The organism is Pseudobutyrivibrio sp. JW11, from assembly GCF_900115355.1.
In the GTDB taxonomy this organism is placed as follows: Bacteria; Bacillota; Clostridia; order Lachnospirales; family Lachnospiraceae; genus Pseudobutyrivibrio; species Pseudobutyrivibrio ruminis.
The window spans coordinates 61,211-84,849 of record NZ_FOWB01000002.1 but is presented as its reverse complement, the minus strand read 5'-3'; the positions used below and the strand labels follow the sequence as shown (position 1 = coordinate 84,849).

The following is a 23,639-nucleotide window of genomic DNA, read 5'->3' as shown; positions in this document are numbered from 1 at the left end:
AGCCGCCACTACAATTAATACATTAATTACTATTCAGCTAACTGCTCCTCTGTGTAGTAGCCACCGTCAACAATGATTTCTTTGTAGTTGTCCTTATCTACTGCAACTGGTGTGCAAAGGTATGAAGGAACTGTAATCTTTCCATTGTTGTACTGCTCTGTGTCGTTGATTTCTGGCTCTGAGCCTTCAAGAACTGCCTGAACCATTGTTACGCACTTGTCAGCAAGAAGACGTGTGTCTTTGTAGATTGACATTGTCTGTGATCCAGCGATGATGTTCTTTGTAGCCATAAGCTCAGCATCCTGACCTGTGATAAGTGGCCAATCTTCGCCAACTGTGTAGCCTGCTCCTTCAAGAGCTGCCTTACATCCATATGCAAAACCATCAAAAGCTGTTGCACAGATATCAAGCTTTTCATCAGCATAGAAACCTGTTAAGTAGTTTTCACAGTTCTGCTGTGCTGTTTCCTGAGACCATCTGAGGATACATGTATCATCAAATGATGTTCTACCTGACTTACATACTAATGTACCGTCATCAAGGTATGGCTGAAGAACTTCCATAAGTCCGTTGTAAAGCATTACAGCGTTGTTATCATCTGGAGATCCCATGAAGAACTCGATTGTGTAAGTCTCATCTGTGTTAGCCAAATCCTTTGCCTCTTCGATGTACTTACCAATTGCTGTACCAACACCCTTGTTATCGAATGTTGCATAGTAGCTTACAGCGTCTGTGTCCATAAGAAGTCGGTCATAAGCGATGATAGGAATACCAGCTTCCTTAGCCTGCTCTTCTACGTTTACAAGAGCTGATGAATCAACTGCAGCGATTACTAAGCAATCAGCGCCAGCAGCGATCATGTTCTCAATCTGAGATACCTGAGCCTGAACGTCATCCTCAGCATACTGAAGATCAACTTCATATCCGAGAGCCTCAAGCTTCTCTTTCATGTTGCTACCATCGTTAATCCATCTCTCTGAAGACTGAGTAGGCATTGCAACTGCAACTCTCTTTCCGTTTGAAGCTGCAGGTGCAGAAGAATCAGAAGATTCTGTTGCTGTGTCAGTTGTAGCAGCTGGATCAGCGCCTGTGTCTGCAGGGCCACATCCTGCAAATAACCCCATTGCAAGAGCGGCTGTCATCATTAAACCTAGAACACGTTTTTTCATTTTACCTTCTCCTCCTGTGTTTTCTTGACAACTTTGTTGTCGTTTTTAACTATGAATCAATAATAACAGTTCACTTTTTTGTTTAAAATATAAAATTCTATTTAAAAATATCAAAATTCTACACAATAAAAAAAGACTCCTAAGAGTCTTTTTTGTGATTATTGCAGTTAAACATCATATCAAAACCAATTCCGCTATAAATACAACCGCGCAACAAAGTGCTGCTACTTTAAATAGGCTTTGATTAAACCAAGCCGCTACAACTCCCACAATCAATGCAATTATTCCAGCAAGCTTTACCTGCGTTGCATCGATGATAGCCGGAAAAGTCATAACTGCAAGAGTCACATAAGGAACATAATATAAAAACGAACGAATGAATCGATTCTTAATTTGTTTTCTAAAAACTGTCACCGGCAAAATACGTATAAACGTACTGACAAGTGCTGCCACCAATATATAAATATAAGTTCTAGTCATCATCTTCCTCCATAGGATGTGGAAATAGTATTGCAGCTACAGCAGCAATTACAACAGTAAGAATAATAGTTTTTGTTCCAGCTGATATGGATGCAAAAACTTCTAATCTAGATGCTAAATAGCTGAGAACAAAGCTTATTATAATTAACACTGCCACTATTCTGTGCTTTCTGGCTTCCGGCATAATGCAAGCTAAAAACATTCCATACAAAGCAACAGAAAATGCACTGACAACTCTAAGAGGCATCAGCTCTCCTGCCACAATCCCACATGAAGTACCAAGAGCCCAGCAAGGAACCGCTATAGCACAAGCTCCATAATTATATATAGGATTGATAAAACCAGGTCTGTTAATGGTTATGGCAAATATTTCATCAGTAACACTAAATCCCACAAGCATTCTATGAATCAAAGGGGTTTTAGGATCAAACTTTTGACTTAAGGCCGTAGACATCAGTAGATATCTGGCATTGACAACCAAGGTCATAATAGCCATTTCCACAAAACCCGCTCCAGCAGCAACTACCGTATATACGGCATATTCACCTGCGCTAGCTCGATTTAAAAAGGAATTAATAAACCCCTGCAATGGAGTGAAATGTGCTGTTCTAGCCAAAATTCCAAGAGAAAATGCAACAGCAAAATATCCTAATCCAATAGGAACCCCATCTCTTACTCCTTCTCTAAAAACTGTTAAATTAGAATTAGTTTTTTTCAAATTCATTTTATCCCTTTATTTCACCAATTTTTTAAACTTTTTTCTTCTCAAAAGTGTAAAATAATATACATAGGAGGATTTTATATGAAACCTGGCGTATATCAGGCCACTAAAAAAGACGGAACAGTCTATTATCGTGGCAATATCACTTACAATGGAAAACACATCAGCATCGGTAGCTTTTCTACAGAAGCTAAATGCAACAAAGCATACAATGAGGCTTGGAGCATTATCAAAAATGAAGATATCACTATCTTAAATTTGCAAAGCAAAATTAAAGAGCTTCCATTTGATAAGTGCATCACTCTAATTAATTTTAGAGACAACCATATTTATATTAAAACTCCAATATATCTTCAGAGAAATTATTTTCTATATTATTTAGATAAAACAACTATCTTGAAATTCGACAATGATGACCTCTTCTACTATTCAAGTCATAAGATTCAGTATCGCGGAGGCCACATGTTTGTCAGTGATTACGGAATGCAATACAACATTCTTGGCCGTTATGGCATCAAACCTTACAGTGTAAAAGGTAAGGACTTTCTCTTCGCCAATGGCGACGAAACTGATTTCAGATATTCAAACATTATAGTTGTAAATAAATATCACGGCGTATACCGTGAGGAAAAGGCTGGAAAGGTAATCTATGCAGCCAAGATTCATCTTAATGGTGATTTTATAGTCGGCCGTTATAATAGCGAAGCAAAAGCTGCTATAGCTTACAACAAGGCTGTAGATTTATGCAAAGCCCGCGGTATGAAAAAAGCTTTTCCTACCAACTTTATATCTGAATATTCCCCTCGTGAATATGCCGACATCTACACTGAAATCAAGATATCATCTCATCTGTATAAATTCTTTCATAATAAAAACTTCCGCGAGGCTTAGGCCTCGCGGTTTATTTTTTATATTAGTTGTTGATGAACTTGTCTTCCTCATTGTTCCATGAGTAAAGGCTACGAATCTGCTCACCAACTTTTTCTGCTGGATGCTCAGCAGCAAGCTTTCTCATTGCCTGGAAGTGAACCTGGCGACCAGCTGGTGACATATCAAGAAGGAATTCCTTAGCAAATGTACCATCCTGAATATCAGAAAGGATCTGCTTCATTGCCTTCTTTGTATCTTCTGTAACAATCTTTGGTCCAGTGATATAATCACCGTACTCAGCTGTATTTGAAATAGAATATCTCATTCCAGCAAAGCCTGACTGGTAGATAAGATCAACGATAAGCTTCATTTCGTGTACACACTCGAAGTATGCATTTCTTGGATCGTATCCAGCCTCAACAAGAGTCTCGAAACCAGCCTGCATAAGAGCACAAACACCACCACAAAGTACTGCCTGCTCACCAAAGAGGTCTGTCTCTGTCTCTGTTCTGAATGTTGTCTCAAGAATACCAGCACGAGCTCCACCGATACCAGCACCATAAGCAAGTGCAAGATCAAGAGCCTTTCCTGTAGCATCCTGATATACAGCAACAAGACAAGGAGTTCCCTTACCTGCCTGGTACTCAGAACGTACTGTGTGACCTGGAGCCTTAGGTGCAATCATAGTAACATCAACATCTGCTGGTGGCTTGATGCAACCAAAGTGAATGTTGAAACCATGAGCAAACATAAGCATGTTGCCAGCCTCAAGGTTTGGCTCGATATCAGCCTTGTACATATCAGCCTGCTTCTCATCGTTGATAAGAATCATAATGATATCAGCTTTCTTTGCAGCCTCTGCTGCTGTATATACTGTAAGGCCCTGCTTCTCAGCCTTTGCCCAAGACTTTGAACCTTCGTAAAGACCAATAATGACGTCGCATCCGCTTTCCTTAAGGTTAAGAGCGTGTGCGTGACCCTGGCTACCATAACCAATAATAGCTATTGTCTTACCCTTCAATAATGAGAGATTACAATCTTCTTGGTAATAAATCTTTGCTTCCTGTGACATTCTTTTATCCTCCTTATAATATAACTACATCCTCTGAGCCGCGGCTAAGACCAGTAAGACCGGTACGAGCGAGCTCTAAGATGTCGTAGTCTCCAAGCATATCTAAAAATGCTTCCAATTTGTCTTGGTTGCCTGTAAGCTCAAGAATCATAGAATCATGAGTAACATCTACAACCTTTCCCTTGAAAATCTCAACGATTGTGAGAACATCCTGTCTCTCGTCATTTCTAACAGAAATCTTAACAAGCATAAGCTCTCTTTTTACTGAGCTACCATGCTCCAAAACCTTGAGATCAACAACCTCTGTAAGTTTTGACACCTGCTTTTCAATCTGTTCCAATATCATTTCATCGCCATGTGTAACAATAGTCACACGTGTATATCTAGGATCAGCAGTGACACCCGCTGAGAAACTGTCGATATTGTATCCTCTTCTTGAAAATAAGCCTGAAATGCGGCTTGTAAGACCTGGTGTGTTTTCTACTAAAATAGAAAGAACTTTTTTAGACTCCATAATGCTCTCCTAAAAATATAATCTCGTTTGCACTTTAATGCTTTGAAGTACGAAACTATTACAAATTCTATCACAAACAATTTATATGTCAACCAAAAAGATTTCAGAATTTAGTAAATTTAGTAATACTTTCCATCGTATGGGTTATAGAGTCCCATTTGAATTGGTTGTCTCTTATCTTCGTAACATAAAGTAATATAAAAATCTCTGAACTCAAATCCCTGTTTTGTCCAGTAAGTACTTCCCTTTTCAAAATCACAGTACTCACTGAAATCAACCCATTGAAGGACCTGCATTAGTGGTCGGTCCATCATCTTGCAGGTAGCCTCTTTAAATGTCCAAACCTCAGTAAATTTTTTGTTTACCTCGGTTTTCTTTAATGATTCCAGGTACTCTAAATCAGCCTTCGTAAAAAAGCGTTCAACTAAATCTCTATCGTATGGACGTATTCGCTCAACATCAATTCCAACAGGCTTATCTGAAATTGCCGCTACTGCAAAAAAATTAGAATGCGAAATACTAAAATCTACGTTTTTCGGCTGTATAAAAATGGGTTTTCCTTGAGAAGTTGATGAATAGACATATGGTCTTTCAATGTGATTTTCCCATAGAAGTTTTTCTAAAAGATGGGCAGCGCCTAATCTCTCACATTTGCCCTTTAAGGTCTTAGCCTCGTCAACATGTTCTCGTCTTTGGGGACTGATCATGCTGTACACTTCATCAAATATGAACGGATTTTGTAATGGCTCACAATTATATGCTGCTGCTTTAATCATATTCTCCCCCTTTAACGTTTACATAAAGTATAACATAGTGGAAATTAAATATGATAAAATATTTGTGAACTATTCTTATAGGGGGCTATATGAAATTCTTAATTTTTGAGATGAAAACTGTATGCTATAATTCCTATCTTTACTTCGGGGACGCTTTAGGCAAAGCACTCACCGATATGGGACATACAGTAGAATATTTTAAAGTAGACGAAGACGCCTTAGACGATTTAGAAAACTATGTAGGAACAAAATACGATGCACTTATCGATTTCAATTCCGATTTGCCTCGTGCACTTATGGATGACGATTCATATTTTCTAGATCATGTAGATGCGCCTTTTTTTGATGTTATTTTAGACCACCCTCTATATCATCATGATTCATTAAAACATAAGCTTAGCAATTTCAATGTAGTCTGCCTAGATGCAAAGCACCGAGACTACATTCTAAAATACTATCCTCATATCAAATCAGTTACTGTCACACCAATGACTGGCGAATTAGCCTTCGGAAATGAAGCCATCAACTGGGATGGTTATAATGAGCGCCCATACGATATTCTTTTATCCGGCACTTATACGGACCCTACCAGGCTTGAAGCTGCCATTCATAAGATTCCAGATTTCCTTGCACAAAACGTATACGAATTGATTGATATGATGCTTGCAGACAGTACCCTTACAATAGAGAACGCTGTTGAAACTCTGGCCAAAAACGAAATCTACGACTATATTAATTCCGACCTTCCTTTACACACTCAGTCTTTCTATCTGGCAGATGCTTATGTGCGCTGCATAAACAGAAAGAATCTTGTGTTAGAGCTGGATAAATGCAGTCATAACTTCCATATTTTTGGTGCACTTTGGGAAGAATTAGATTTAAAACATGCCACTCTCCATCGAGAGATTCCATTCAATCTTACATTTACAGTTTTTTCCAAGGCTAAAATATCAGTAAATATCATGCCAAATTTCAAAGCAGGCAGTCACGACCGAGTATTCTCAGGCCAGCTAAACGGTGCTGTTTCTCTCACCGACCCTACTACTTTGTTGCTTTCAGAATATCAGCATGACAAAAATATACTATTCTATGATTTGAATCATATGGATGATATTCCCTCTATGGTAGATAGTCATTTGGATAAGCCTGATGAGCTAAAAAAAATAGCCCAAGGTGGATTTAGTATCGCAAATGCGAATCACACCTGGGCTAATATTGCAAAATTAATTTTAAATAATCTTTAATCTAAATTAAGCATTTCCTGGTAGAAAGCGAAGTAATCCTTTCTACCTTCTTTTGTAAATTGGATAGCTGTTCTAGGATGCTGATTTAATAGGCCTGTTGTAAGATACTGCATATCGTATCCCCAAACAACCCCCTGCTCCTTTAATGGTAGCATATAGTCCTCTACAAACTTGATAGCATATCTTTCCTTGTATTTAGGGTTCTTCAGGAATCCAAGAAGAAGCTCCATAGCGCAATTTCCCGCGCCACGTCCCATGCTGCAGTATGTGGCATCCAAGAAATCTACATTGTCGCCGACAGCTTCTATCGTATTTGCGAAAGCAAGCTTCTGGTTGTCGTGAGCGTGCATTCCCACCTTTTTGCCATACTTAGACGCAATTTCATAGTACATATCAGCAATTCGCTCTGTCTGCTCTGGATATAATGAACCATAGCTATCAACAATATAAATACATGAAATAGGTGTCTGACATACAATATCAAGTGCAGACTTAATATCCTCCATAGAAGCTGTTGAAATAGCCATAATATTACATGTAGTCTCATAGCCTTTCTTATATGCGTCCTCAATCATCTCAACCGCACCTGGGAGCTGATGAAGATATGTTGCAACACGAATAAGATCCACAGGACTTTCTGCCTTTGGATGAATATCCTCCTTGTAATTGCAACGGCCAACATCCGCCATGATTGCAAGCTTCAAATCAGTATTGTTGTCCCCAACAATCTTTCTAATATACTCATCAGATGAAAACTTCCATGGGCCAAAAGAATTCTCATCAAACTGCTCTTTATCAGCACGATAGCCCATTTCCATATAGTCGACTCCAGCCTTTACATTTGTAAGATAAAGAGCTTTAGCAAATTCATCTGTAAAATAAAAATCATTTACCAAACCTCCATCGCGAAGTGTAGCATCCACTACTCGTACGCTTTCCCTTACTTCTAAAAGCTTTGAAATTTCCTTTTTCATCTGTCTATCCTCCAGTTACTTTAGTGATTAAAAGTGGTAAAGTAAATTATAAACGTATCTGACCAAAAAAACAAGCCTATTGCAGATTATCACTACAATAGGCTGTAAATTTATACTACTTCAAACTGCATTGTGCTTTCATTAAGCTGCTTTGTAACAATATTGCTTTGATCCATAGCAGCATTAATTCCCTGGATTTCCCCAACAATATCTGTTGTGGCTGTTGCAGAAGTATTGATAGCCATTGAACTTTCCTGAATTGAGTCACCAATAGTAAGAATCTTTGCTGACATATCGTCCATAATGGTATTAAGATTGTTAGTCTTCTCAGAAAATGCTCCAAGTAAGTCTTCAATTACAGTAGCTATACTCTCGAACTTATCTCCTGTCTCAACAAATGCATCATAATCACATAATACATTTTCATTGATAAACTGGATTACCTGAACAGCATTGTCAGATAAAGCCTGAACTGCTGTAGTAACCTTTTCTGAAATATCCTGGATATTACCAGCTGTATCTCTAGAATTTGCAGCAAGCTTGCTGATTTCATCAGCTACTACTGCAAAGCCTCTACCTGCTTCACCAGCACGGGCAGCCTCAATTGAAGCGTTAAGTGCAAGTAAGTTTGTCTGGCTTGCAATATCAAGAATATCGTTTGTTAAATCGCTAATCTGATTAACCTGCTCTGATTCTTTAACAGATTCCTCAAGCACACATGAAAGCTCCTCAATTCTTGAACCTGTGCTGGCTTTCTTGCTGTTAGCTTCTCGCTTAATTTCATCAGCCTGAACTTTGATTTCGTTTGCCTTATTTGAACCGTTTACTGACTCTTCGCTAATTGCTGCTGTAGCCTTTTTAGCAACTCGAAGCTTGTCTTCTAACTCAACAGTAGAGAATGTGATTGTCTCCATAGATGCAACAAGCTCCTGCATAGCTGCAGATGTGTTAGTAACGTTGTTGCTAGCGCTCTGAATCTTGCCAACCATGCTCTCAGATGATGACTGAAGCACATCAGTTCCAACCTTAACATCCTTAATAACATTTTGAAGGGTAGATAAAAAATGATTGACCTTATCTTCGATAAGAACTAACTCTGTCTTGCTTTTCGCATCAACTCGAGTAGTTAAATCTCCCTTTCCCTGATTAATATCGTCAATAATTACCTGTATATCCTGGGACATATTAACGATTTTCTTACTAACTCTAACCTGAGTAAGTATGAATGAGGCAGCAATAAGCAAAATACCAATCGTCATAACTATATATCCCCCGATAAAAGTCTCCGCAATTAAAGCAGAAAGTATCAAAACACTCATGAGAATATTTTGAAACTTAATAGAATGAATAAACTTGCTTTTGGTTTCCATTATTGCCCCCAATCTTGTAGTAATAAATATTTTGCACAGCTATTTAATTTTACACTATTACCATACTTTAGGGAACCGATAAGAACGATAAATTTCATAAAAAAAGAGCTCTTGGATTAACCAAGAGCTCTTGAATATAACAAGGACTTAATTAGAATTTACCAGCAGTAGCAGCTTCCTCTACAGAAACAGCAACAGCAACTGTTGCACCTACCATTGGGTTGTTACCCATACCGATAAGACCCATCATCTCAACGTGTGCAGGAACTGAAGATGAACCAGCGAACTGAGCATCTGAGTGCATACGTCCAAGAGTATCTGTCATACCGTATGAAGCAGGACCTGCTGCCATGTTATCTGGGTGAAGTGTACGTCCTGTACCACCGCCTGAAGCAACTGAGAAGTACTTCTTGCCGAGGTCAACGCACTCCTTCTTGTATGTACCAGCTACTGGATGCTGGAAACGTGTTGGGTTTGTAGAGTTACCTGTGATAGATACACCTACGTTCTCATGATGCATGATAGCAACACCTTCCTGAACATCATCAGCGCCGTAGCACTTAACTGTAGCACGAAGACCGTTTGAGTATGCCTTCTCTGATACGATGTTAAGCTTAGCTTCCTTGTAATCGTACTTTGTCTCAACAAATGTGAAACCATTGATACGAGAAATAATCTGAGCAGCATCCTTTCCAAGACCGTTAAGGATTACTCTAAGAGGCTTCTGACGAACCTTGTTAGCCTTCTCAGCGATACCGATAGCACCTTCAGCAGCAGCGAATGACTCGTGACCTGCTAAGAAACAGAAGCACTCTGTCTCCTCCTCAAGGAGCATCTTTCCAAGGTTACCATGTCCAAGACCTACCTTACGGTGATCAGCAACAGAACCTGGAATACAGAAAGACTGAAGTCCCTCTCCGATTGCTGCAGCTGCATCAGCAGCCTTGCGGCAATTCTTCTTAATAGCGATTGCAGCACCTACAGTGTAAGCCCAGCAAGCGTTCTCGAAGCAGATAGGCTGAATCTTCTTTACCTGCTCGTATACATCAAGACCTGCGTCCTTAGTAATCTTCTCAGCTTCTTCGATTGAGCTGATACCATACTTATTAAGAACTGCGTTAATCTGATCAATTCTTCTCTCATATGATTCAAATAAAGCCATTTTTGTTTCTCCTTTCCTATATTATTCCTGACGTGGATCGATAATCTTAGCAGCATCGTCAACACGACCGTACTGGCCCTTTGCCTTTTCCCATGCTGTGTTAGGATCATCACCCTTCTTAATGAAGTCTGTCATCTTTCCAAGAGAAACAAACTGATATCCGATAACTTCGTTATCATCATCAAGTGCGATACCTGTTACATAGCCTTCAGCCATTTCAAGGTAACGAACACCCTTTTCCTTTGTTGCGTACATTGTACCAACCTGTGAACGAAGACCCTTTCCAAGATCCTCAAGACCAGCACCGATTGCAAGTCCGTCATCAGAGAATGCAGACTGTGTACGTCCGTAAACGATCTGAAGGAAAAGCTCTCTCATAGCTGTGTTGATAGCGTCGCAAACAAGGTCTGTATTAAGAGCCTCAAGGATTGTCTTTCCCTGAAGAATCTCTGCAGCCATAGCTGCTGAATGTGTCATACCTGAGCAACCAATTGTCTCAACAAGTGCTTCCTCGATAACACCATTCTTAACATTTAAAGATAATTTGCAGGCACCCTGCTGTGGAGCACACCAGCCAACACCGTGTGTGAAACCGCTAATATCAGAAATCTGCTTAGCGTGTACCCATTTTCCCTCTTCAGGGATAGGAGCTGGTTCATGCTTTGCGCCCTTTGCTACAGGACACATGTTTTCTACTTCTTTTGTGTAAATCATTGTAGAACTCCTTTCTATAATTCCATTAATATACTGCTACCTACATTAATGACCTAATTATATAAACGCATAGAAACGCGTTATTGATTACATTTTCTCACTTTCTGTGGCTTTAGTAAAGTATTCTTTTGTATTTTCGTTAAAATATTATCTAAATATTTAGAAGCTGTGACCTCCACCTGAGTGGCCACCGCCACCACCGCCGGAAAAACCGCCGCCACCGCCAGAAAATCCACCGCCACCACCGTGGTATGAGCTTCCAGCTGATGCAATTTTTCTACGAGTTGTATTTAATACAGTAGATGTTCCTGCAATGGAAGCTCCTATTAGAAGCAATTCTGCAGGAGTAAATGTCTGAACCCTTGCTCTCTCTCTTACTGCTTTCAAGAATACAAGTAAGAATCCAAGAATTATAGAAACTAGAGCTGTAACTATAAGTCTCATTGGTCTAAGGATCATTCCATCATTAATCAATGTATTGCACTGCTCAAAAACAGAATAAATGCATTCGTAGTACTCTTCATTTGACGCATATCTATAAACATTATCTGTAATATCATATGCATCTGCACTTTTTATCTCGTATTGAGCCTTTCCATATCCTGATAAATATAACTCTCGATGGTACATATCAATCAAGAAAGCGACTCCATCCTCTCTTGAGTTGTAATTTTCAGTATAGAAATCAAAAAGAATAGAATCTTCATCTTGCCCATAATTAGACTCATCTGTAGTAGCAACCACATAATTGTAGCTACTATCCAAAGAATCCAGATATTCTTCAAGCTCATCATATTCATCATCGCTAAGCAAATAAGCATCATCGATAATAGTTACATTTGATTTAGCCTCAGCACGAATTGGAAGTAAGAGACATACAACGAATAAGAATATAAAATATTTAGCCTTTCGCATTTTCAAGCTTACCTCCCTTCTTCAAAAACTGTGGTGATGGACGTGTTGCAAGTCTGTTGTACTCTCTAACAGTACAGTCAATGGTAAATACGATAATTGCAAACACTATAGCTAAAGCTATGTAATAGATTATGTCGTTTGGAAGGTTGATTATTCTTATAAGAATTGCAGCAATCCATCCAAAAGTTCCAAGCATAAGAACTGTCTTCTGTCCCTTTTTAACTACATTAAAGCCTTTAAAAATGAATACAAAACTAGAAATATACATCGCTAACATCAGAATAACATTAAGAACATTTGAAACAGCTCTACCATTCTCAATAACATAAAGTATACCTGCTATGATAAATGCATATCCGCCCTTTAAAATCAAAAATAAGACAACGGCACCAGCGCCGGATAGTGCTGCCTTTGTTGACGATTTAGTAATCTTCTTTTTCGCTTTCTTTTTAATTGGCTTAATATTTTTGCTGGTAACAACATCTTTGCTGCCAAAATAACCCTTATCATCAAGATGATTGTCACGTCTATAGACACCATCTGCAATCTTTGCACCATAGTAAGCTATAAATGAAGAAACAAGTGCAGCAAACCCGCAAAGATTCTTTATGCGATAAGTAAAGCTAAAGGTTAAACTGAGCACAAAAAGAACAGCAAAAATAGCAAATGATGCACCTATAGCTGCAGCATACATCTTTCGCTTATCGATAGGCATATCCGAATAAACAGCACCTGAAGCGCCATTGATTACAGAATATGAAACTCTATCGTAATTACGTGTAGTCATGAAATAGACAGGAAGATATGCTCCTTCGCATCCCTTATACTGTAGCTTCGAAGCAACATCATTATGAATTCGTTCATCTTCTCTGCTAGTCAAATCATATCCATCTGCTTTAGCTTTAACTTTGTTACAAAGTGAGTTCTGAGCTTCCTCTAATGCATCCTCAACATAGATTTCCTTATCAACAGTAGAATTTTCAACGAAAAATCCTGCTAAAAAGTTTGGATTAAACTTTTCCAATTCTTTAAGTGGAAATGGATTGATGGAGCCAGAAACATTGTCGTCGAATGTCTGTGATGCATCAAATGGAACCTTCATATCATCCACATCAACTCTAACATTAAACTGGGTTTCTTTTGTAACTTCATAATCTCCACTTGTAGATGTTTTTTTACCAACAAATGAAACATCACCATCTGACGAATAATCATAGAGATAATATGGAGTATAAAGTCCAACAAGCTTATCAATATTGTCATCGATATTTAATCCATCAGGGACAAAATGAATATGTTTAACTTCCTCTAGATATTTTTCACGAGCTTCCTTTTTTGTGAGATTAAAAGGAAGAATATATTTAGGAACACCACTTTTAGAAAAGTGCTCCTGCATAGTAGTCTGAGTACCGCAGTATGGACAAAACTCCATACCATCGTTATCTATTACCTGAATTTCCCCAGCACAATTAGGACAGGTATAAATAGTAGTATTTATACCTGCCTCATTTTCAATATCATTACCTTTGTACGCTCTTGGATCTGTATACTGACCGCAAGAGCTACAAAGCATTTGCATACGTTCTGGCGAAAACTTCAGTTGCCCTCCACAACTTGGGCAAGGGAACATTGTAGCCATTTTTCAACTTCCTTCCTATGGTCTCTTAGTTCCGCAATTTACACAGAAATTGCCGTAGTTTTCATTGCCACAATTTGGACAGAACCATCTACCTGGCTGTGCTGCAGCTGCGTCCTGACCTGGAGTCACCTGAGGCTGTGCTGGCTGACCTGGCTGTCCAGCAAACTGCTGTCCTGCTGCCATACCTGCAGCACCTGCATTTAATAAATCAGCTGCATTTGCACCACCTGCCTGCATAGCCATGTTCATACCAAAGAATCCCATAGCTGCACCGTTTGCATTGCCGGCTGCTGTCTTCATTGCCTCTGCCTGAGCCTGTACAAGTGTTGCACCTGCCATAGCCTGTGAACGAAGTGCACCAGACTTCTGAAGTTCTCTAAGTAAATCAGCATCCTTGTCAGGAATAACTGTTGTAAGAATCTGAACAGATGTAATTGCAAGACCGTACTTATCTGTCCATTCCTGATCAAGCTCATCGCTCATAGCCTCAGATATTTCCTTTGTATAAGATGGAATACCTGAAGGTCTAACACCAAGTGCTGTAAGCTTGCCAAGTGCTGGCTGAAGTGCCTGGATAAATGTAGCACGAAGCTGATCCTGAATATCGTCAACTGTGTATTCGTTCTTTACGTTGCCTGCAAGGTTAACATAAAGCTGAGTAGGATCAGATACTCTCATGCTGTAGTTACCGTTAAGCTTAAGTGTTGTATCTAAATCTAATCCAATGTTGTTATCAAGAATTCTGAAAGGAATTGGTGATGGTGTGCCGAACTTCAAACCAACAATATCCTTTGTATTAACGAAATAAACTCTCTGCTGAACTGGCTTCTCGCCGCCGAATGTAAATCTACGTCCGAATTCCTTAAATACATCGATAAAGTCACCAGCAAAAATAGAAGCAGAACCATTATCTTCCCATTCATATGCTCCCGCCTCTGCAGCAACATCGATAATTCTTCCGCTATCAACTAAAAGAGCACACTGACCTTCGTTTACAATGATTGCAGAGCCATGTGAAATAACATCAACATCTCCCTGTGTGTTTGTACCGCGGCCTGTCATCTTGTGAACAGCTCTCTTAACAAGTACATCTGATGACATTGAATCAGATACGAATAACTCTTTCCACTGATTTGCAAGCTCACCAGATACTGAGCCTTTTACTGCTTGAATAAGTCCCATTTTTTTATAAATCCTCCCTAAAAAAAATAATCTTTAATTAGTTTAACAAAAAAGACCCATTCTTTAAAGAACGGGTCTTAAAAAATTTCAATTTTTTAGTTTTTCTTAACGATGTTGTCCTGGCTTTTGAAAATGCTATCTGCCTCAACAACTCCTCTTACAGAAGAAAGTGGGTAAACATTTGAACGAGGGCAAACTACTGTACCAGGGTTAAGAACTGAGTTGCATCCAACCTCTACATTGTCTCCAAGCATGGCTCCGAATTTCTTTAATCCTGTTTCAATTTTCTCTCCATCGCGTGATTTTACAACAACAAGAGTCTTATCCTGCTTTACATTTGATGTGATTGAACCGGCCCCCATATGAGACTTGTAACCAAGAACTGAATCACCAACATAGTTGTAATGAGGTACCTGTACGTTATTAAAAAGAACAACGTTTTTAAGCTCTGTAGAGTTACCTACTACGCAGTTCTTTCCAACGATAGCTGAACCTCTAATAAAAGCGCACTGACGAACCTCAGCATCCTCATCAATGATAAGAGGTCCGTTTAGATATGCAGAATCAAAAACCTTAGCTGACTTAGCTACCCAAATATCCTCTCCTCTTTTCTCAAACTTCTCAGGATCAAGAGTTGAGCCAAGCTTTTTGATGAACTCAGAAATCTCAGGAAGAACCTCCCATGGATATTCCTTTCCATCAAACAAGTCTTTAGCGATAGTTTCATCTAAATTATACATAGATTTAATTTTTGTCTGTTCCATAATGTTCCCTTTCTTGTATGTAAATTACTTTGCATCTGAATAATTATCAAACTCAAACTCTGTTCTACATTCGTCATTGAGCTTAAGTCTCGCATCAAAGAATAAACCTTTTTTACTCAAAAAGCCAGATATAACATCAGTTTTCTTTTCCAGGATAAGCTTTTTGAATTGGTCTTCTGGAATATCTACGCCGGCGACCTTGCCTACATAGAACTGACAGCTGTCTACGTTGTCCCTGATGTTGTTCTTACATCTATAGCCAAAGTGATTCTTTAAAATAGGCTCGCCACATTTAGGACATTTTAAGCCTTCCATAACCTTTTCTTCATCTTCGAATACGAACTTTATTCCTGACACTTTGCCTGTCTCATCTTTGTTTAAAGCAAGCTTCGCATCAAACTTTGTTCCCTTCTTGGACTTGAATCCAGATATTGTAGATGTGATGCCATCCTTTAAAAGCTCCTTTACCTGAGCTTCTTTAAGCTTAACGCCAGCAATCTGTCCAATATTAAAGCCGCATGAATTCTCAGGATCATCCTTTTTGTAATTGCTGCATCCGTAACCAAATGGTGTGACAACAACCTTGCCTCCACACATTGGACAAACAACGTCCTTAATATCCTTTGCTTCTACATTGTCAAAATCAAAGGTTACCTCTGATTTGCCTTCTTCGTTTTTCTTAAGGACAAGGCAGGCATCAAACTTCTTACCTGATTTGCCTTTGAAGCCACGAATAGTTTTGGTGTGTCCTTCTGTAAGAAGCTCTTTCACATCACCATCGCCAATCTTTTTAGAAGCAATCTCTCCTATAACAAAATTACATTTATTCTCTTTATCAAAGTACTTTTCACAAGCGAAACCGAAGTTTGTCTTTATGATTTTATTGCCGCAATCAGGACAAACCACATCTGCCAAATAGTTAGGAGCCACATCATCGAAATCAAATACAAGCTCTGTACGACCTGTCTCCTCATTCTTTTTAAGAACAAGCCTTGCGTCAAACTTCTTTCCAGTCTTGCCCTTAAAGCCTCTAAGTGTATCTGACTTTCCTTCTTTAAGAATCTCGGTAACAACCTGCGAGCTGATATTCTTTCCTGCAATTGTCTTTCCTATATAGAACTTACATGAGTTTTCATCCTGGGCATTAAAGTTAGCACAGCCATATCCGCTAGGACGAACAAGAATATCTCCTCCACAATCAGGACATTTAACATCTGGAAGCTTTTCAGCCTCAATTCCATCAAAGTTAAAGCTAAGTACCTTCTTGCCCTCTTCGTTTTCTTTTAATTGAATCTTAGCGCTGAACTTCTGATTAGTCTTTGACTTGAAACCAGTAAGCACATCAGTGATTCCATTATTAAGAAGAGTTGTAAGTTCTTCCAGTGAAATCTTTCTGCCAGCGATTTCACCAACAGAGAAATAGCACTGGTTCTCCTCCTGGAAACGGTGCTCGCATGCGAAGCCGTAACCAGTCTTTGCAATTCTTCCACCACAAACAGGACATTTCAAATCCTCAACATACTCAGTAGGTGTTTCAGAGAAATCAAAGCTAACGTTGAATTCACCATCTTCGTTTTTGCCTAGCTTAAGCACAGATTTGAAAGGCTTGTTTGACTTACTCTTAAATCCTTCTATTAAATCTGTCTTGCCTTCAAGGATAAGCTTTCTAAATTGCTCCTCTGGCAAGTCTACTCCGGCAATCTGGCCGATACTAAATCTACATTTAATTTCATCGTTAGTGTAATTACTGCAGCCATATCCAAAGGATGTTGTAGTAAGCTCACCACCGCAGGCAGGGCAATTAATTCCAAGAGGCTTTCTAGTAGCAAGGCCCTTAGAATCCTTACCTGTGAATTGATTAATATTAAGAGCGATAGTCTGAGTCAGGTCGGAATCTATCATGCTCTTTGTTTCAGTACGGATATAGTCCTCAAGCTCTTTACGATAATCATCGAACTCTACAGAACCATTAATAATTCCTTCCAATCCCTTTTCCCAGTTGGCAGTCTGCTCTGGCTTTAAAAGAGATGGTGTAGTCAAAAGAACTACCTCATAAATCATCTCACCCAAGCGTTCAGGTGTGATGACCTGAGTCTTGTTGTTTTGATTGAGATATCCAATTCGAACAAGCTTTTCAAGTATTTCGCCTCGTGTAGCAGATGTTCCAATACCAGTAGTCTTAATCTGCTCTCGAAGCTCCTCGTCCTCAATAAGCTTTCCTGCATTTTCCATTGCAAGAATCAAGGAACCAGATGTGTATCTCTTAGGTGGAGAAGTCTTTCCTTCCTTTAACTCGAAGCCATTTACATTGATGGAATCTCCGATGTTTACCTGCTCTACAAAGGCAGCAAACTTCTCTTTAGAGAAATCATCCTCTGCATCTTCGTTCTCATCGTCAGATTCGCCTGCATCATCCTTTTTATTCTTAGGAATGCCGGCTATTTCCAGATAACCAGGCTTCACTAATAATTTAGAGCCTGCAAAGAAGCATTCAGAATCTATCTTAACTGTGATTTTTACATTTTTGTATTCTGCAGGCGGATAGAAAATAGAAAGGAAACGACGAACAATAAGCTCGTAAACCTTTTGACTAAGAGGGGAAAGGTTTTCTATTCCATTGCATTGACCGGTAGGAATAATCGCATAGTGGTCAGTAACCTTGCTATCGTCTGTATAGCTTGTCTTTTCAATGCCGATGTATTTTCTATCTGCAAGAATCTCATGAACATACTTTGCAGTAGGTCCGTAAGACTGAAGCTTGTTAAGGTTTTTATTGATTTCCTTTGCAACTGCTGTTGTAAGAACTCTGGCGTCTGTACGAGGATATGTGGTGTACTTTTTCTCGTAAAGCTCCTGAATAATATCAAGGGTTTGAGCCGGAGAAATCTTGAAGCGCTTAGAGCACTCCGATTGAAGCTCAGCCAGGTTGAAAAGCAAAGGTGCTTTTTTCTTCGAAATACCTGTTTCCTTATCTGAAACCCGGGATTCTGCATTTGTTAAATCGTCTATTAACTTTTGAGCGCTATCCTTTGTTTTAAAGCCGTTGCCCTTGTCGCCATACAACAAAGGAGATTCAAAATACTTAGATCCGTCAACAGCTTTCCACTCAGCAGGGAAATTAACATCTGAGAACTTACCAACTACTTTGAAAAAAGGATCCTCGTTGAAATTACGAATCTCTCTTTCTCTCTCAACTACCATACCAAGCACACAAGTCATAACTCGACCAATAGCAATTGCTGCATAGCTTGTGGTAGCTGCCGCATCGTTTATCAAACGGCCGTATTTAACAGATAAAGCACGGGAAAAATTAATACCAAGACTGTAATCCTCGATGGTACGCATAATACCAGAAGCACCGAGCTTTGCGTAATCGCTCATTGGCTTTGCTTCATTAATACCGCGCAGGATTTCATCATCAGTCTGTGAATCAATCCAAACACGAAGCTCTGTCATGCCATCACGAACTCCACCATAATTACGGATGTTTTCCTCAATTGTCTGTCCTTCTTTTCCCGAGTCACCTGCCCAATATACAGTATCAATATCCTCTCTGTGCAAAAGGCCATTAACTACTTTGTATTGGTCCTTTGCAGATTCAACAACACCATACTTGTACTCAGTAGGCAAAAATGGCAAATCCTCAAGATTCCAGTTTTTATATTTAATGTCATACTCCTCTGGATAAACCATCTGAACCAAATGGCCATAGCACCAGCTAATGACATATTCATTATTCTCAATAAATCCGTTTTGATTTCCGGAAACCTTCAGCACTCTTGCAAAGTCTCTTGCAACAGATGGTTTCTCAGTGATAATCAATTTTTTGCCCAAACTTATTACTCCCTTGTAAAAATTAATTTTAGTTTTAATAATATTTAGAGCCCCTAGCCAAAGGCAAGGGGCTCTAAATATTATAACTTTATAGCTCCGTCATGTCCACCAACACAACAGATTTATTTTCTTTTGAAAGCTCAACTAATTTGTTGTCAAACTTAGTTGCTGAGAAAAGGAATATGGTGTTTGCAGTGATACGAGCTTGCTTCATAGAATCGAGAAGCTTTTCGTATGTATCGTATCCCATAGTCTTCTCAGTCCAGTTGCAAATACCAACCACATTTTCTCTGTTAGTACTTTGACCGATTACATCAATTGTTCCTTCTTTACCAAGCCATGTACCAATTTTTACTAGCTTGATTGGCAGCTGCCCTACCATATTTAAAAGATGTAAATATTCTCTACATACATCCACGAAGTAATTCTGTAAGTATTCATCTAAATATGGAGCAATAAACTTGTCATAGAAAGCTTCCGGTGTGTGTGAAATCAACTCTGATAAATGAGGATATACAAATGTGAACCAGAAATTTGTGTAAGGCTCAACAATTCTATAAATACCCTTTTTAGTGTTATCCCATCCGCCTGTCTCAAAGGAAACAACCTTATCTATAACATCAAATGCTGCCAAGTTTTTCATATATACAGAAATCTTTGCTCTTGAATATCCTGTATCCTCAAACAAATCATTAAGCTTTTCATTGCCAGCTGCAATAGAACCTAAAATTGTGTTGTAGCAAGATAATTCTCTAAGCTCTGAAGAAATATATCCCTCAGCCTCCGAGTAAAGAAATCCTGTTGGAGATAATATATTTTCACAGACATTTGCCTTAATGCTCTTTTTACCATTCCATCTGTCAAGGTAATCAGAAACACCACCGATGATACCGTATGTGCTAACGCACTGGGCAACAGTGTAATTTGGAAAAGCTCTGACAATATCAAGGAATGAATGATTCTCAAGCTTGATAGTCTCATCAATTTCATTAATGGAATTTCCAGCGAATTCTGCAAAAGTATTTTCAGACCATACAATTGAAGAACTAGCGATAATGATCATAATCTTGCCTGGATAAAGCTTTCTATTCTTTAAAGAAACAAGGCTTGAAAGCAAATCGTTATTCTTCTTGATAGCAAACTGAGCTTCATCAATAATAAACACAAGCTTAGAGCCATCTTTAGATTTGAAATTCTTGAAACACTCGTCAAAAGATTCAGATTCCATCTTTTTATCGTACGCAGATGCCATCTGATCATTAAGATACTTTAGCTGCTTGTTATCTGAGCATTGACGGCTACGGTAATATAAATAATCTTTGCCAGTTGTGAATTCATCTAAAACGGACTCACACCCGCAGCCACGTCTGCCATATAAAAGCACAAGGTTGCTTTTATTCTCTTGGTAAATAGTTTCTAGCTTCTTAAGTTCGTTGCTTCGTGTCATGTTATTCTCCCAATAAAACGTCAATTCACTAAGTACGAGTACTATAATAACACAATTCACTTTAGCAGACTACACTAAAAAAGTATTTTATTTGAATTTAATTTATAAAATATATTTATATCCAATAAAAAAGGCAAGCACTAACAACTGTGCCTGCCTTAAAATCAGATTTTATACTATTTAGCTGTGATATATCCCTGTGCCTTAAGAAGCTCTGCACAAAGAACTGCACCACCTGCAGCACCACGTACTGTATTGTGTGACAATCCAACGAACTTCCAATCATAGATGCTATCCTCACGAAGACGACCAACATTGATGCCCATACCATTTTCGTAATCTACATCAAGTGCTACCTGAGGTCTGTTGTCCTCTTCCATGTAACGGATGAACTGCTTTGGTGCTGATGGAAGCTTAAGCTCCTGTGGCACACCAGAGAAGTTGTTAATTGCATCGATAAGCTGCTGCTTTGTAGGCTGTTTCTTGAACTTAACAAATACAGCTGCTGTATGTCCGTTAAGAACTGGAACACGGATACACTGGCTAGTAATCTTTACATCGTCAGCTGGAACGATAACACCGTCCTTGATTTCGCCCCAAATTCTAAGTGGCTCCTTCTCAGACTTCTCTTCCTCTCCTGAGATAAATGGGATGATGTTGTGCTCCATCTCTGGCCAATCCTTGAAAGTCTTACCTGCACCAGAAATAGCCTGATATGTTGTAACAACTACCTCATATGGCTCGAATTCCTTCCAAGCTGTAAGAACTGGAGCATATGACTGAATTGAGCAGTTAGGCTTAACTGCAACGAATCCTCTAGTTGTACCAAGTCTTTCCTTCTGATACTTGATAACATCCATGTGCTGAGGATTGATTTCTGGAACAACCATAGGTACATCTGGAGTCCATCTATGTGCTGAGTTGTTTGAAACTACTGGAGTCTCAGTTTTAGCGTAAGCTTCTTCAATTGCCTTGATTTCATCCTTAGACATATCAACTGCAGAGAATACGAAGTCTACTTCTTTAGCTACTTCTTCAACCTCATTAACGTTCTTTACAATGATGTCCTTTACAGCTGCAGGCATTGGAGTATCCATCTTCCATCTGCCACCTACTGCATCCTCATAACGCTGTCCCGCAGAACGTGGTGAAGCTGCAATAGTTGTAACCTCGAACCATGGATGATTCTCAAGTAGAGAAATAAATCTCTGACCAACCATACCAGTACCACCAAGAATTCCGACTCTTAATTTCTCGCTCATTTCAAACTTCTCCTTACTTTTGTATTTGTGTCGCGGACAAATGTCCGTCATTAGACTAGATTATAATCAAACTATATAATAAATGCAAGGAGAAATTAAACAAATTTAACAACTCCTTGCATAATTATTACTCAAAACTAAAATGTTCTGGAATATTCTTCATAAAATCCTTGCATAACTGGATTTCATCTAGCATAACATCATGACCTGGAGCACCAACTGTAAGGCGCTTGTTTACGCAAGTCTCCATAGAAATCGCATCGAAAATATCTTCATCGAAGGCTTCAGAATAGCTTCTAAGCTCCTCTAAAGACATATCATCAATGGCAATTCCCTTATCGATGCAAGCCAAAACGATTTGACCGATTATGCCGTGGGCATCTCTGAAAGGCACGCCCTTATTTACAAGGTAATCTGCCGCATCTGTGGCATTTGTAAAGCCGTTTCTAGCGCTCTTCGCCATCACATCCTTATTGAACTTGATTGTAGAAAGCATACCATCGAAAAGTATTATGCAATCCTGAACTGTCTTCATAGCGTCGAAGGACATTTCCTTGTCCTCCTGCATGTCCTTGTTGTAAGCAAGAGGTATGCCCTTCATTGTAGTAAGAAGAGACATCAAAGCGCCATAAACACGGCCTGTCTTTCCACGTACAAGCTCAGCAATATCAGGATTCTTCTTCTGAGGCATGATAGAGCTTCCTGTAGAGAAGGCATCATCGATCTCGATGAATCGATATTCATTACTATTCCAGATAATGATTTCCTCTGAAAAACGAGAAAGATGCATCTGGATAGTACATAGTGCTGATAAGAACTCGATAAGATAATCTCTATCAGAAACACCGTCCATCGAATTAAGTGTAGGTATTTCAAAACCAAGGAGCTTTGCAGTCATATCTCTATCAAGAGGATATGTGGTGCCAGCCAAGGCGCCAGAGCCCAATGGACAAGTGTACATTGATGAGTTGATGAAAGCTAAGCGCATAACATCTCTTTTAAACATCTCGAAGTAGGCTCCCATATGATGGGCTACTGTAATTGGCTGAGCCTTTTGAAGATGTGTGAAGCCTGGCATGATGGTGTCGATGTTTTCTTCCATGATGCCAAGAATTGTATTTAACAGGTGTTCCAAAGCTTTTGCTGTAGAGTTGACCTGCTCTCTCGTGTAGAGCTTCATATCGAGAGCAACCTGGTCATTTCTGGAACGTCCAGTATGGAGCTTCTTTCCAGCATCTCCGATTCTATCGATCAGATTTGCTTCAACAAAACTGTGTACGTCCTCATACTCAGATGTTATCTGAAGTGCACCAGACTTAACATCAGCTTCGATTCCATCAAGACCAGCAAGAATCTGATTTTTCTCATCATCTGTGATAACTCCAACAGATGCCAACATAGTAACATGAGCTCTACTGCCTCTTACATCCTGCTCGAAAAGCTTTTTATCAAAATTGATAGAAGCATTGAAATCGTAAACAATTTGATCTGTAGCCTTGGTGAATCTTCCACCCCATAACTGCGCCATAA

At 39.1% G+C, this 23,639-nt stretch carries 20 protein-coding genes; 2 read left to right on the top strand and 18 right to left on the bottom strand.

The window, feature by feature from the left end; genetic code table 11:
- Positions 1-29: 29 nt before the first annotated feature.
- From chvE to BM102_RS02605, 3 genes are all read right to left on the bottom strand, one after another.
- Positions 30-1,169 carry a multiple monosaccharide ABC transporter substrate-binding protein gene (gene chvE / locus BM102_RS02615; RefSeq protein ID WP_090478673.1) on the bottom strand — a complete coding sequence of 380 codons (1,140 nt, stop codon included), beginning with the start codon at positions 1,167-1,169 and terminating at the stop codon, positions 30-32.
- 174 nt (positions 1,170-1,343) lie between these two features.
- The gene (locus BM102_RS02610; protein ID WP_090478672.1) at positions 1,344-1,649 is read right to left on the bottom strand and encodes an AzlD domain-containing protein; all 306 of its coding nucleotides are present in this window, start codon (positions 1,647-1,649) and stop codon (positions 1,344-1,346) included.
- A complete protein-coding gene (locus BM102_RS02605) occupies positions 1,642-2,373 on the bottom strand; it encodes an AzlC family ABC transporter permease (protein WP_074789013.1) in 732 nt (243 codons plus the stop codon). Before BM102_RS02605 ends, BM102_RS02610 begins: the two co-directional genes overlap by 8 nt.
- 78 nt (positions 2,374-2,451) lie before the next feature.
- Between BM102_RS02605 and BM102_RS02600 the strand changes: the two genes are divergently transcribed.
- On the top strand, positions 2,452-3,261 hold the full coding sequence (locus BM102_RS02600) for a hypothetical protein (RefSeq protein ID WP_090478669.1): 810 nt from the start codon (positions 2,452-2,454) through the stop codon (positions 3,259-3,261).
- Between the two features lie 22 nt (positions 3,262-3,283).
- Here BM102_RS02600 and ilvC read toward each other — a convergent pair whose 3' ends face one another.
- The 3 genes from ilvC to BM102_RS02585 all read right to left on the bottom strand — a co-directional run bounded on the left by ilvC (position 3,284) and on the right by BM102_RS02585 (position 5,602).
- A complete protein-coding gene (ilvC, locus tag BM102_RS02595; protein ID WP_028236037.1) occupies positions 3,284-4,312 on the bottom strand; it encodes a ketol-acid reductoisomerase in 1,029 nt (342 codons plus the stop codon).
- Positions 4,313-4,325: 13 nt separating this feature from the next.
- On the bottom strand, positions 4,326-4,826 hold the full coding sequence (gene ilvN, locus BM102_RS02590; protein ID WP_044934754.1) for an acetolactate synthase small subunit: 501 nt from the start codon (positions 4,824-4,826) through the stop codon (positions 4,326-4,328).
- Positions 4,827-4,945: 119 nt separating this feature from the next.
- Complete coding sequence (locus BM102_RS02585) at positions 4,946-5,602, bottom strand: 4'-phosphopantetheinyl transferase family protein (protein ID WP_090478666.1); 657 nt, start codon at positions 5,600-5,602, stop codon at positions 4,946-4,948.
- A gap of 89 nt (positions 5,603-5,691) precedes the next feature.
- Between BM102_RS02585 and BM102_RS02580 the strand changes: the two genes are divergently transcribed.
- The gene (locus BM102_RS02580; RefSeq protein ID WP_090478663.1) at positions 5,692-6,846 is read left to right on the top strand and encodes a glycosyltransferase; all 1,155 of its coding nucleotides are present in this window, start codon (positions 5,692-5,694) and stop codon (positions 6,844-6,846) included.
- On the opposite strand, the gene BM102_RS02575 is transcribed toward BM102_RS02580, so the two are convergent.
- The 12 genes from BM102_RS02575 to argH all read right to left on the bottom strand — a co-directional run bounded on the left by BM102_RS02575 (position 6,843) and on the right by argH (position 23,637).
- Positions 6,843-7,820, bottom strand: coding sequence for an aldolase catalytic domain-containing protein (locus BM102_RS02575; RefSeq protein ID WP_090478660.1), 978 nt, complete (start codon positions 7,818-7,820; stop codon positions 6,843-6,845). The genes BM102_RS02580 and BM102_RS02575 overlap by 4 nt on opposite strands.
- A gap of 110 nt (positions 7,821-7,930) precedes the next feature.
- Positions 7,931-9,190 carry a methyl-accepting chemotaxis protein gene (locus BM102_RS02570; RefSeq protein ID WP_090478658.1) on the bottom strand — a complete coding sequence of 420 codons (1,260 nt, stop codon included), beginning with the start codon at positions 9,188-9,190 and terminating at the stop codon, positions 7,931-7,933.
- Between the two features lie 151 nt (positions 9,191-9,341).
- Positions 9,342-10,352 (bottom strand): GGGtGRT protein, encoded by a 1,011-nt coding sequence (locus BM102_RS02565; protein ID WP_074789019.1) that lies wholly within the window; start codon positions 10,350-10,352, stop codon positions 9,342-9,344.
- A 21-nt stretch (positions 10,353-10,373) separates the two neighbouring features.
- Positions 10,374-11,066: an iron-sulfur cluster assembly scaffold protein gene (locus BM102_RS02560; protein WP_033154250.1), complete on the bottom strand. Its 693-nt coding sequence runs from the start codon at positions 11,064-11,066 to the stop codon at positions 10,374-10,376.
- Between the two features lie 159 nt (positions 11,067-11,225).
- Positions 11,226-11,981 (bottom strand): TPM domain-containing protein, encoded by a 756-nt coding sequence (locus BM102_RS14235; protein WP_090478654.1) that lies wholly within the window; start codon positions 11,979-11,981, stop codon positions 11,226-11,228.
- Positions 11,968-13,620 carry an MFS transporter gene (locus BM102_RS02550; RefSeq protein WP_090478651.1) on the bottom strand — a complete coding sequence of 551 codons (1,653 nt, stop codon included), beginning with the start codon at positions 13,618-13,620 and terminating at the stop codon, positions 11,968-11,970. Before BM102_RS02550 ends, BM102_RS14235 begins: the two co-directional genes overlap by 14 nt.
- Positions 13,621-13,635: 15 nt before the next feature.
- A complete protein-coding gene (locus BM102_RS02545) occupies positions 13,636-14,802 on the bottom strand; it encodes an SPFH domain-containing protein (protein WP_090478648.1) in 1,167 nt (388 codons plus the stop codon).
- A gap of 95 nt (positions 14,803-14,897) precedes the next feature.
- The gene (locus BM102_RS02540; RefSeq protein WP_090478646.1) at positions 14,898-15,566 is read right to left on the bottom strand and encodes an acyltransferase; all 669 of its coding nucleotides are present in this window, start codon (positions 15,564-15,566) and stop codon (positions 14,898-14,900) included.
- A 24-nt stretch (positions 15,567-15,590) separates the two neighbouring features.
- Complete coding sequence (locus BM102_RS02535) at positions 15,591-19,400, bottom strand: DNA topoisomerase III (RefSeq protein ID WP_177194884.1); 3,810 nt, start codon at positions 19,398-19,400, stop codon at positions 15,591-15,593.
- 88 nt (positions 19,401-19,488) lie between these two features.
- Positions 19,489-20,847 carry an ATP-binding protein gene (locus BM102_RS02530; protein WP_090478644.1) on the bottom strand — a complete coding sequence of 453 codons (1,359 nt, stop codon included), beginning with the start codon at positions 20,845-20,847 and terminating at the stop codon, positions 19,489-19,491.
- 176 nt (positions 20,848-21,023) lie between these two features.
- Positions 21,024-22,109, bottom strand: coding sequence for an aspartate-semialdehyde dehydrogenase (asd, locus tag BM102_RS02525; protein WP_044934777.1), 1,086 nt, complete (start codon positions 22,107-22,109; stop codon positions 21,024-21,026).
- A gap of 127 nt (positions 22,110-22,236) precedes the next feature.
- Positions 22,237-23,637, bottom strand: coding sequence for an argininosuccinate lyase (gene argH / locus BM102_RS02520; RefSeq protein WP_044934780.1), 1,401 nt, complete (start codon positions 23,635-23,637; stop codon positions 22,237-22,239).
- Positions 23,638-23,639: the final 2 nt, after the last annotated feature.

Excerpts from the sequence above, each read along its gene's own strand:
- BM102_RS02575 (WP_090478660.1), bottom strand. The coding sequence starts at position 7,820 with ATGAAAAAGGAAATTTCAAAGCTTTTAGAAGTAAGGGAAAGCGTACGA.
- BM102_RS02605 (WP_074789013.1), bottom strand. The coding sequence starts at position 2,373 with ATGAATTTGAAAAAAACTAATTCTAATTTAACAGTTTTTAGAGAAGGA.
- BM102_RS14235 (WP_090478654.1), bottom strand. The coding sequence starts at position 11,981 with ATGCGAAAGGCTAAATATTTTATATTCTTATTCGTTGTATGTCTCTTA.
- BM102_RS02540 (WP_090478646.1), bottom strand. The coding sequence starts at position 15,566 with ATGGAACAGACAAAAATTAAATCTATGTATAATTTAGATGAAACTATC.
- BM102_RS02565 (WP_074789019.1), bottom strand. The coding sequence starts at position 10,352 with ATGGCTTTATTTGAATCATATGAGAGAAGAATTGATCAGATTAACGCA.
- BM102_RS02550 (WP_090478651.1), bottom strand. The coding sequence starts at position 13,620 with ATGGCTACAATGTTCCCTTGCCCAAGTTGTGGAGGGCAACTGAAGTTT.
- BM102_RS02560 (WP_033154250.1), bottom strand. The coding sequence starts at position 11,066 with ATGATTTACACAAAAGAAGTAGAAAACATGTGTCCTGTAGCAAAGGGC.
- BM102_RS02585 (WP_090478666.1), bottom strand. The coding sequence starts at position 5,602 with ATGATTAAAGCAGCAGCATATAATTGTGAGCCATTACAAAATCCGTTC.
- BM102_RS02570 (WP_090478658.1), bottom strand. The coding sequence starts at position 9,190 with ATGGAAACCAAAAGCAAGTTTATTCATTCTATTAAGTTTCAAAATATT.
- BM102_RS02545 (WP_090478648.1), bottom strand. The coding sequence starts at position 14,802 with ATGGGACTTATTCAAGCAGTAAAAGGCTCAGTATCTGGTGAGCTTGCA.
- BM102_RS02580 (WP_090478663.1), top strand. The coding sequence starts at position 5,692 with ATGAAATTCTTAATTTTTGAGATGAAAACTGTATGCTATAATTCCTAT.
- argH (WP_044934780.1), bottom strand. The coding sequence starts at position 23,637 with ATGGCGCAGTTATGGGGTGGAAGATTCACCAAGGCTACAGATCAAATT.
- BM102_RS02610 (WP_090478672.1), bottom strand. The coding sequence starts at position 1,649 with ATGACTAGAACTTATATTTATATATTGGTGGCAGCACTTGTCAGTACG.
- ilvC (WP_028236037.1), bottom strand. The coding sequence starts at position 4,312 with ATGTCACAGGAAGCAAAGATTTATTACCAAGAAGATTGTAATCTCTCA.
- chvE (WP_090478673.1), bottom strand. The coding sequence starts at position 1,169 with ATGAAAAAACGTGTTCTAGGTTTAATGATGACAGCCGCTCTTGCAATG.
- BM102_RS02530 (WP_090478644.1), bottom strand. The coding sequence starts at position 20,847 with ATGACACGAAGCAACGAACTTAAGAAGCTAGAAACTATTTACCAAGAG.
- asd (WP_044934777.1), bottom strand. The coding sequence starts at position 22,109 with ATGAGCGAGAAATTAAGAGTCGGAATTCTTGGTGGTACTGGTATGGTT.
- ilvN (WP_044934754.1), bottom strand. The coding sequence starts at position 4,826 with ATGGAGTCTAAAAAAGTTCTTTCTATTTTAGTAGAAAACACACCAGGT.
- BM102_RS02600 (WP_090478669.1), top strand. The coding sequence starts at position 2,452 with ATGAAACCTGGCGTATATCAGGCCACTAAAAAAGACGGAACAGTCTAT.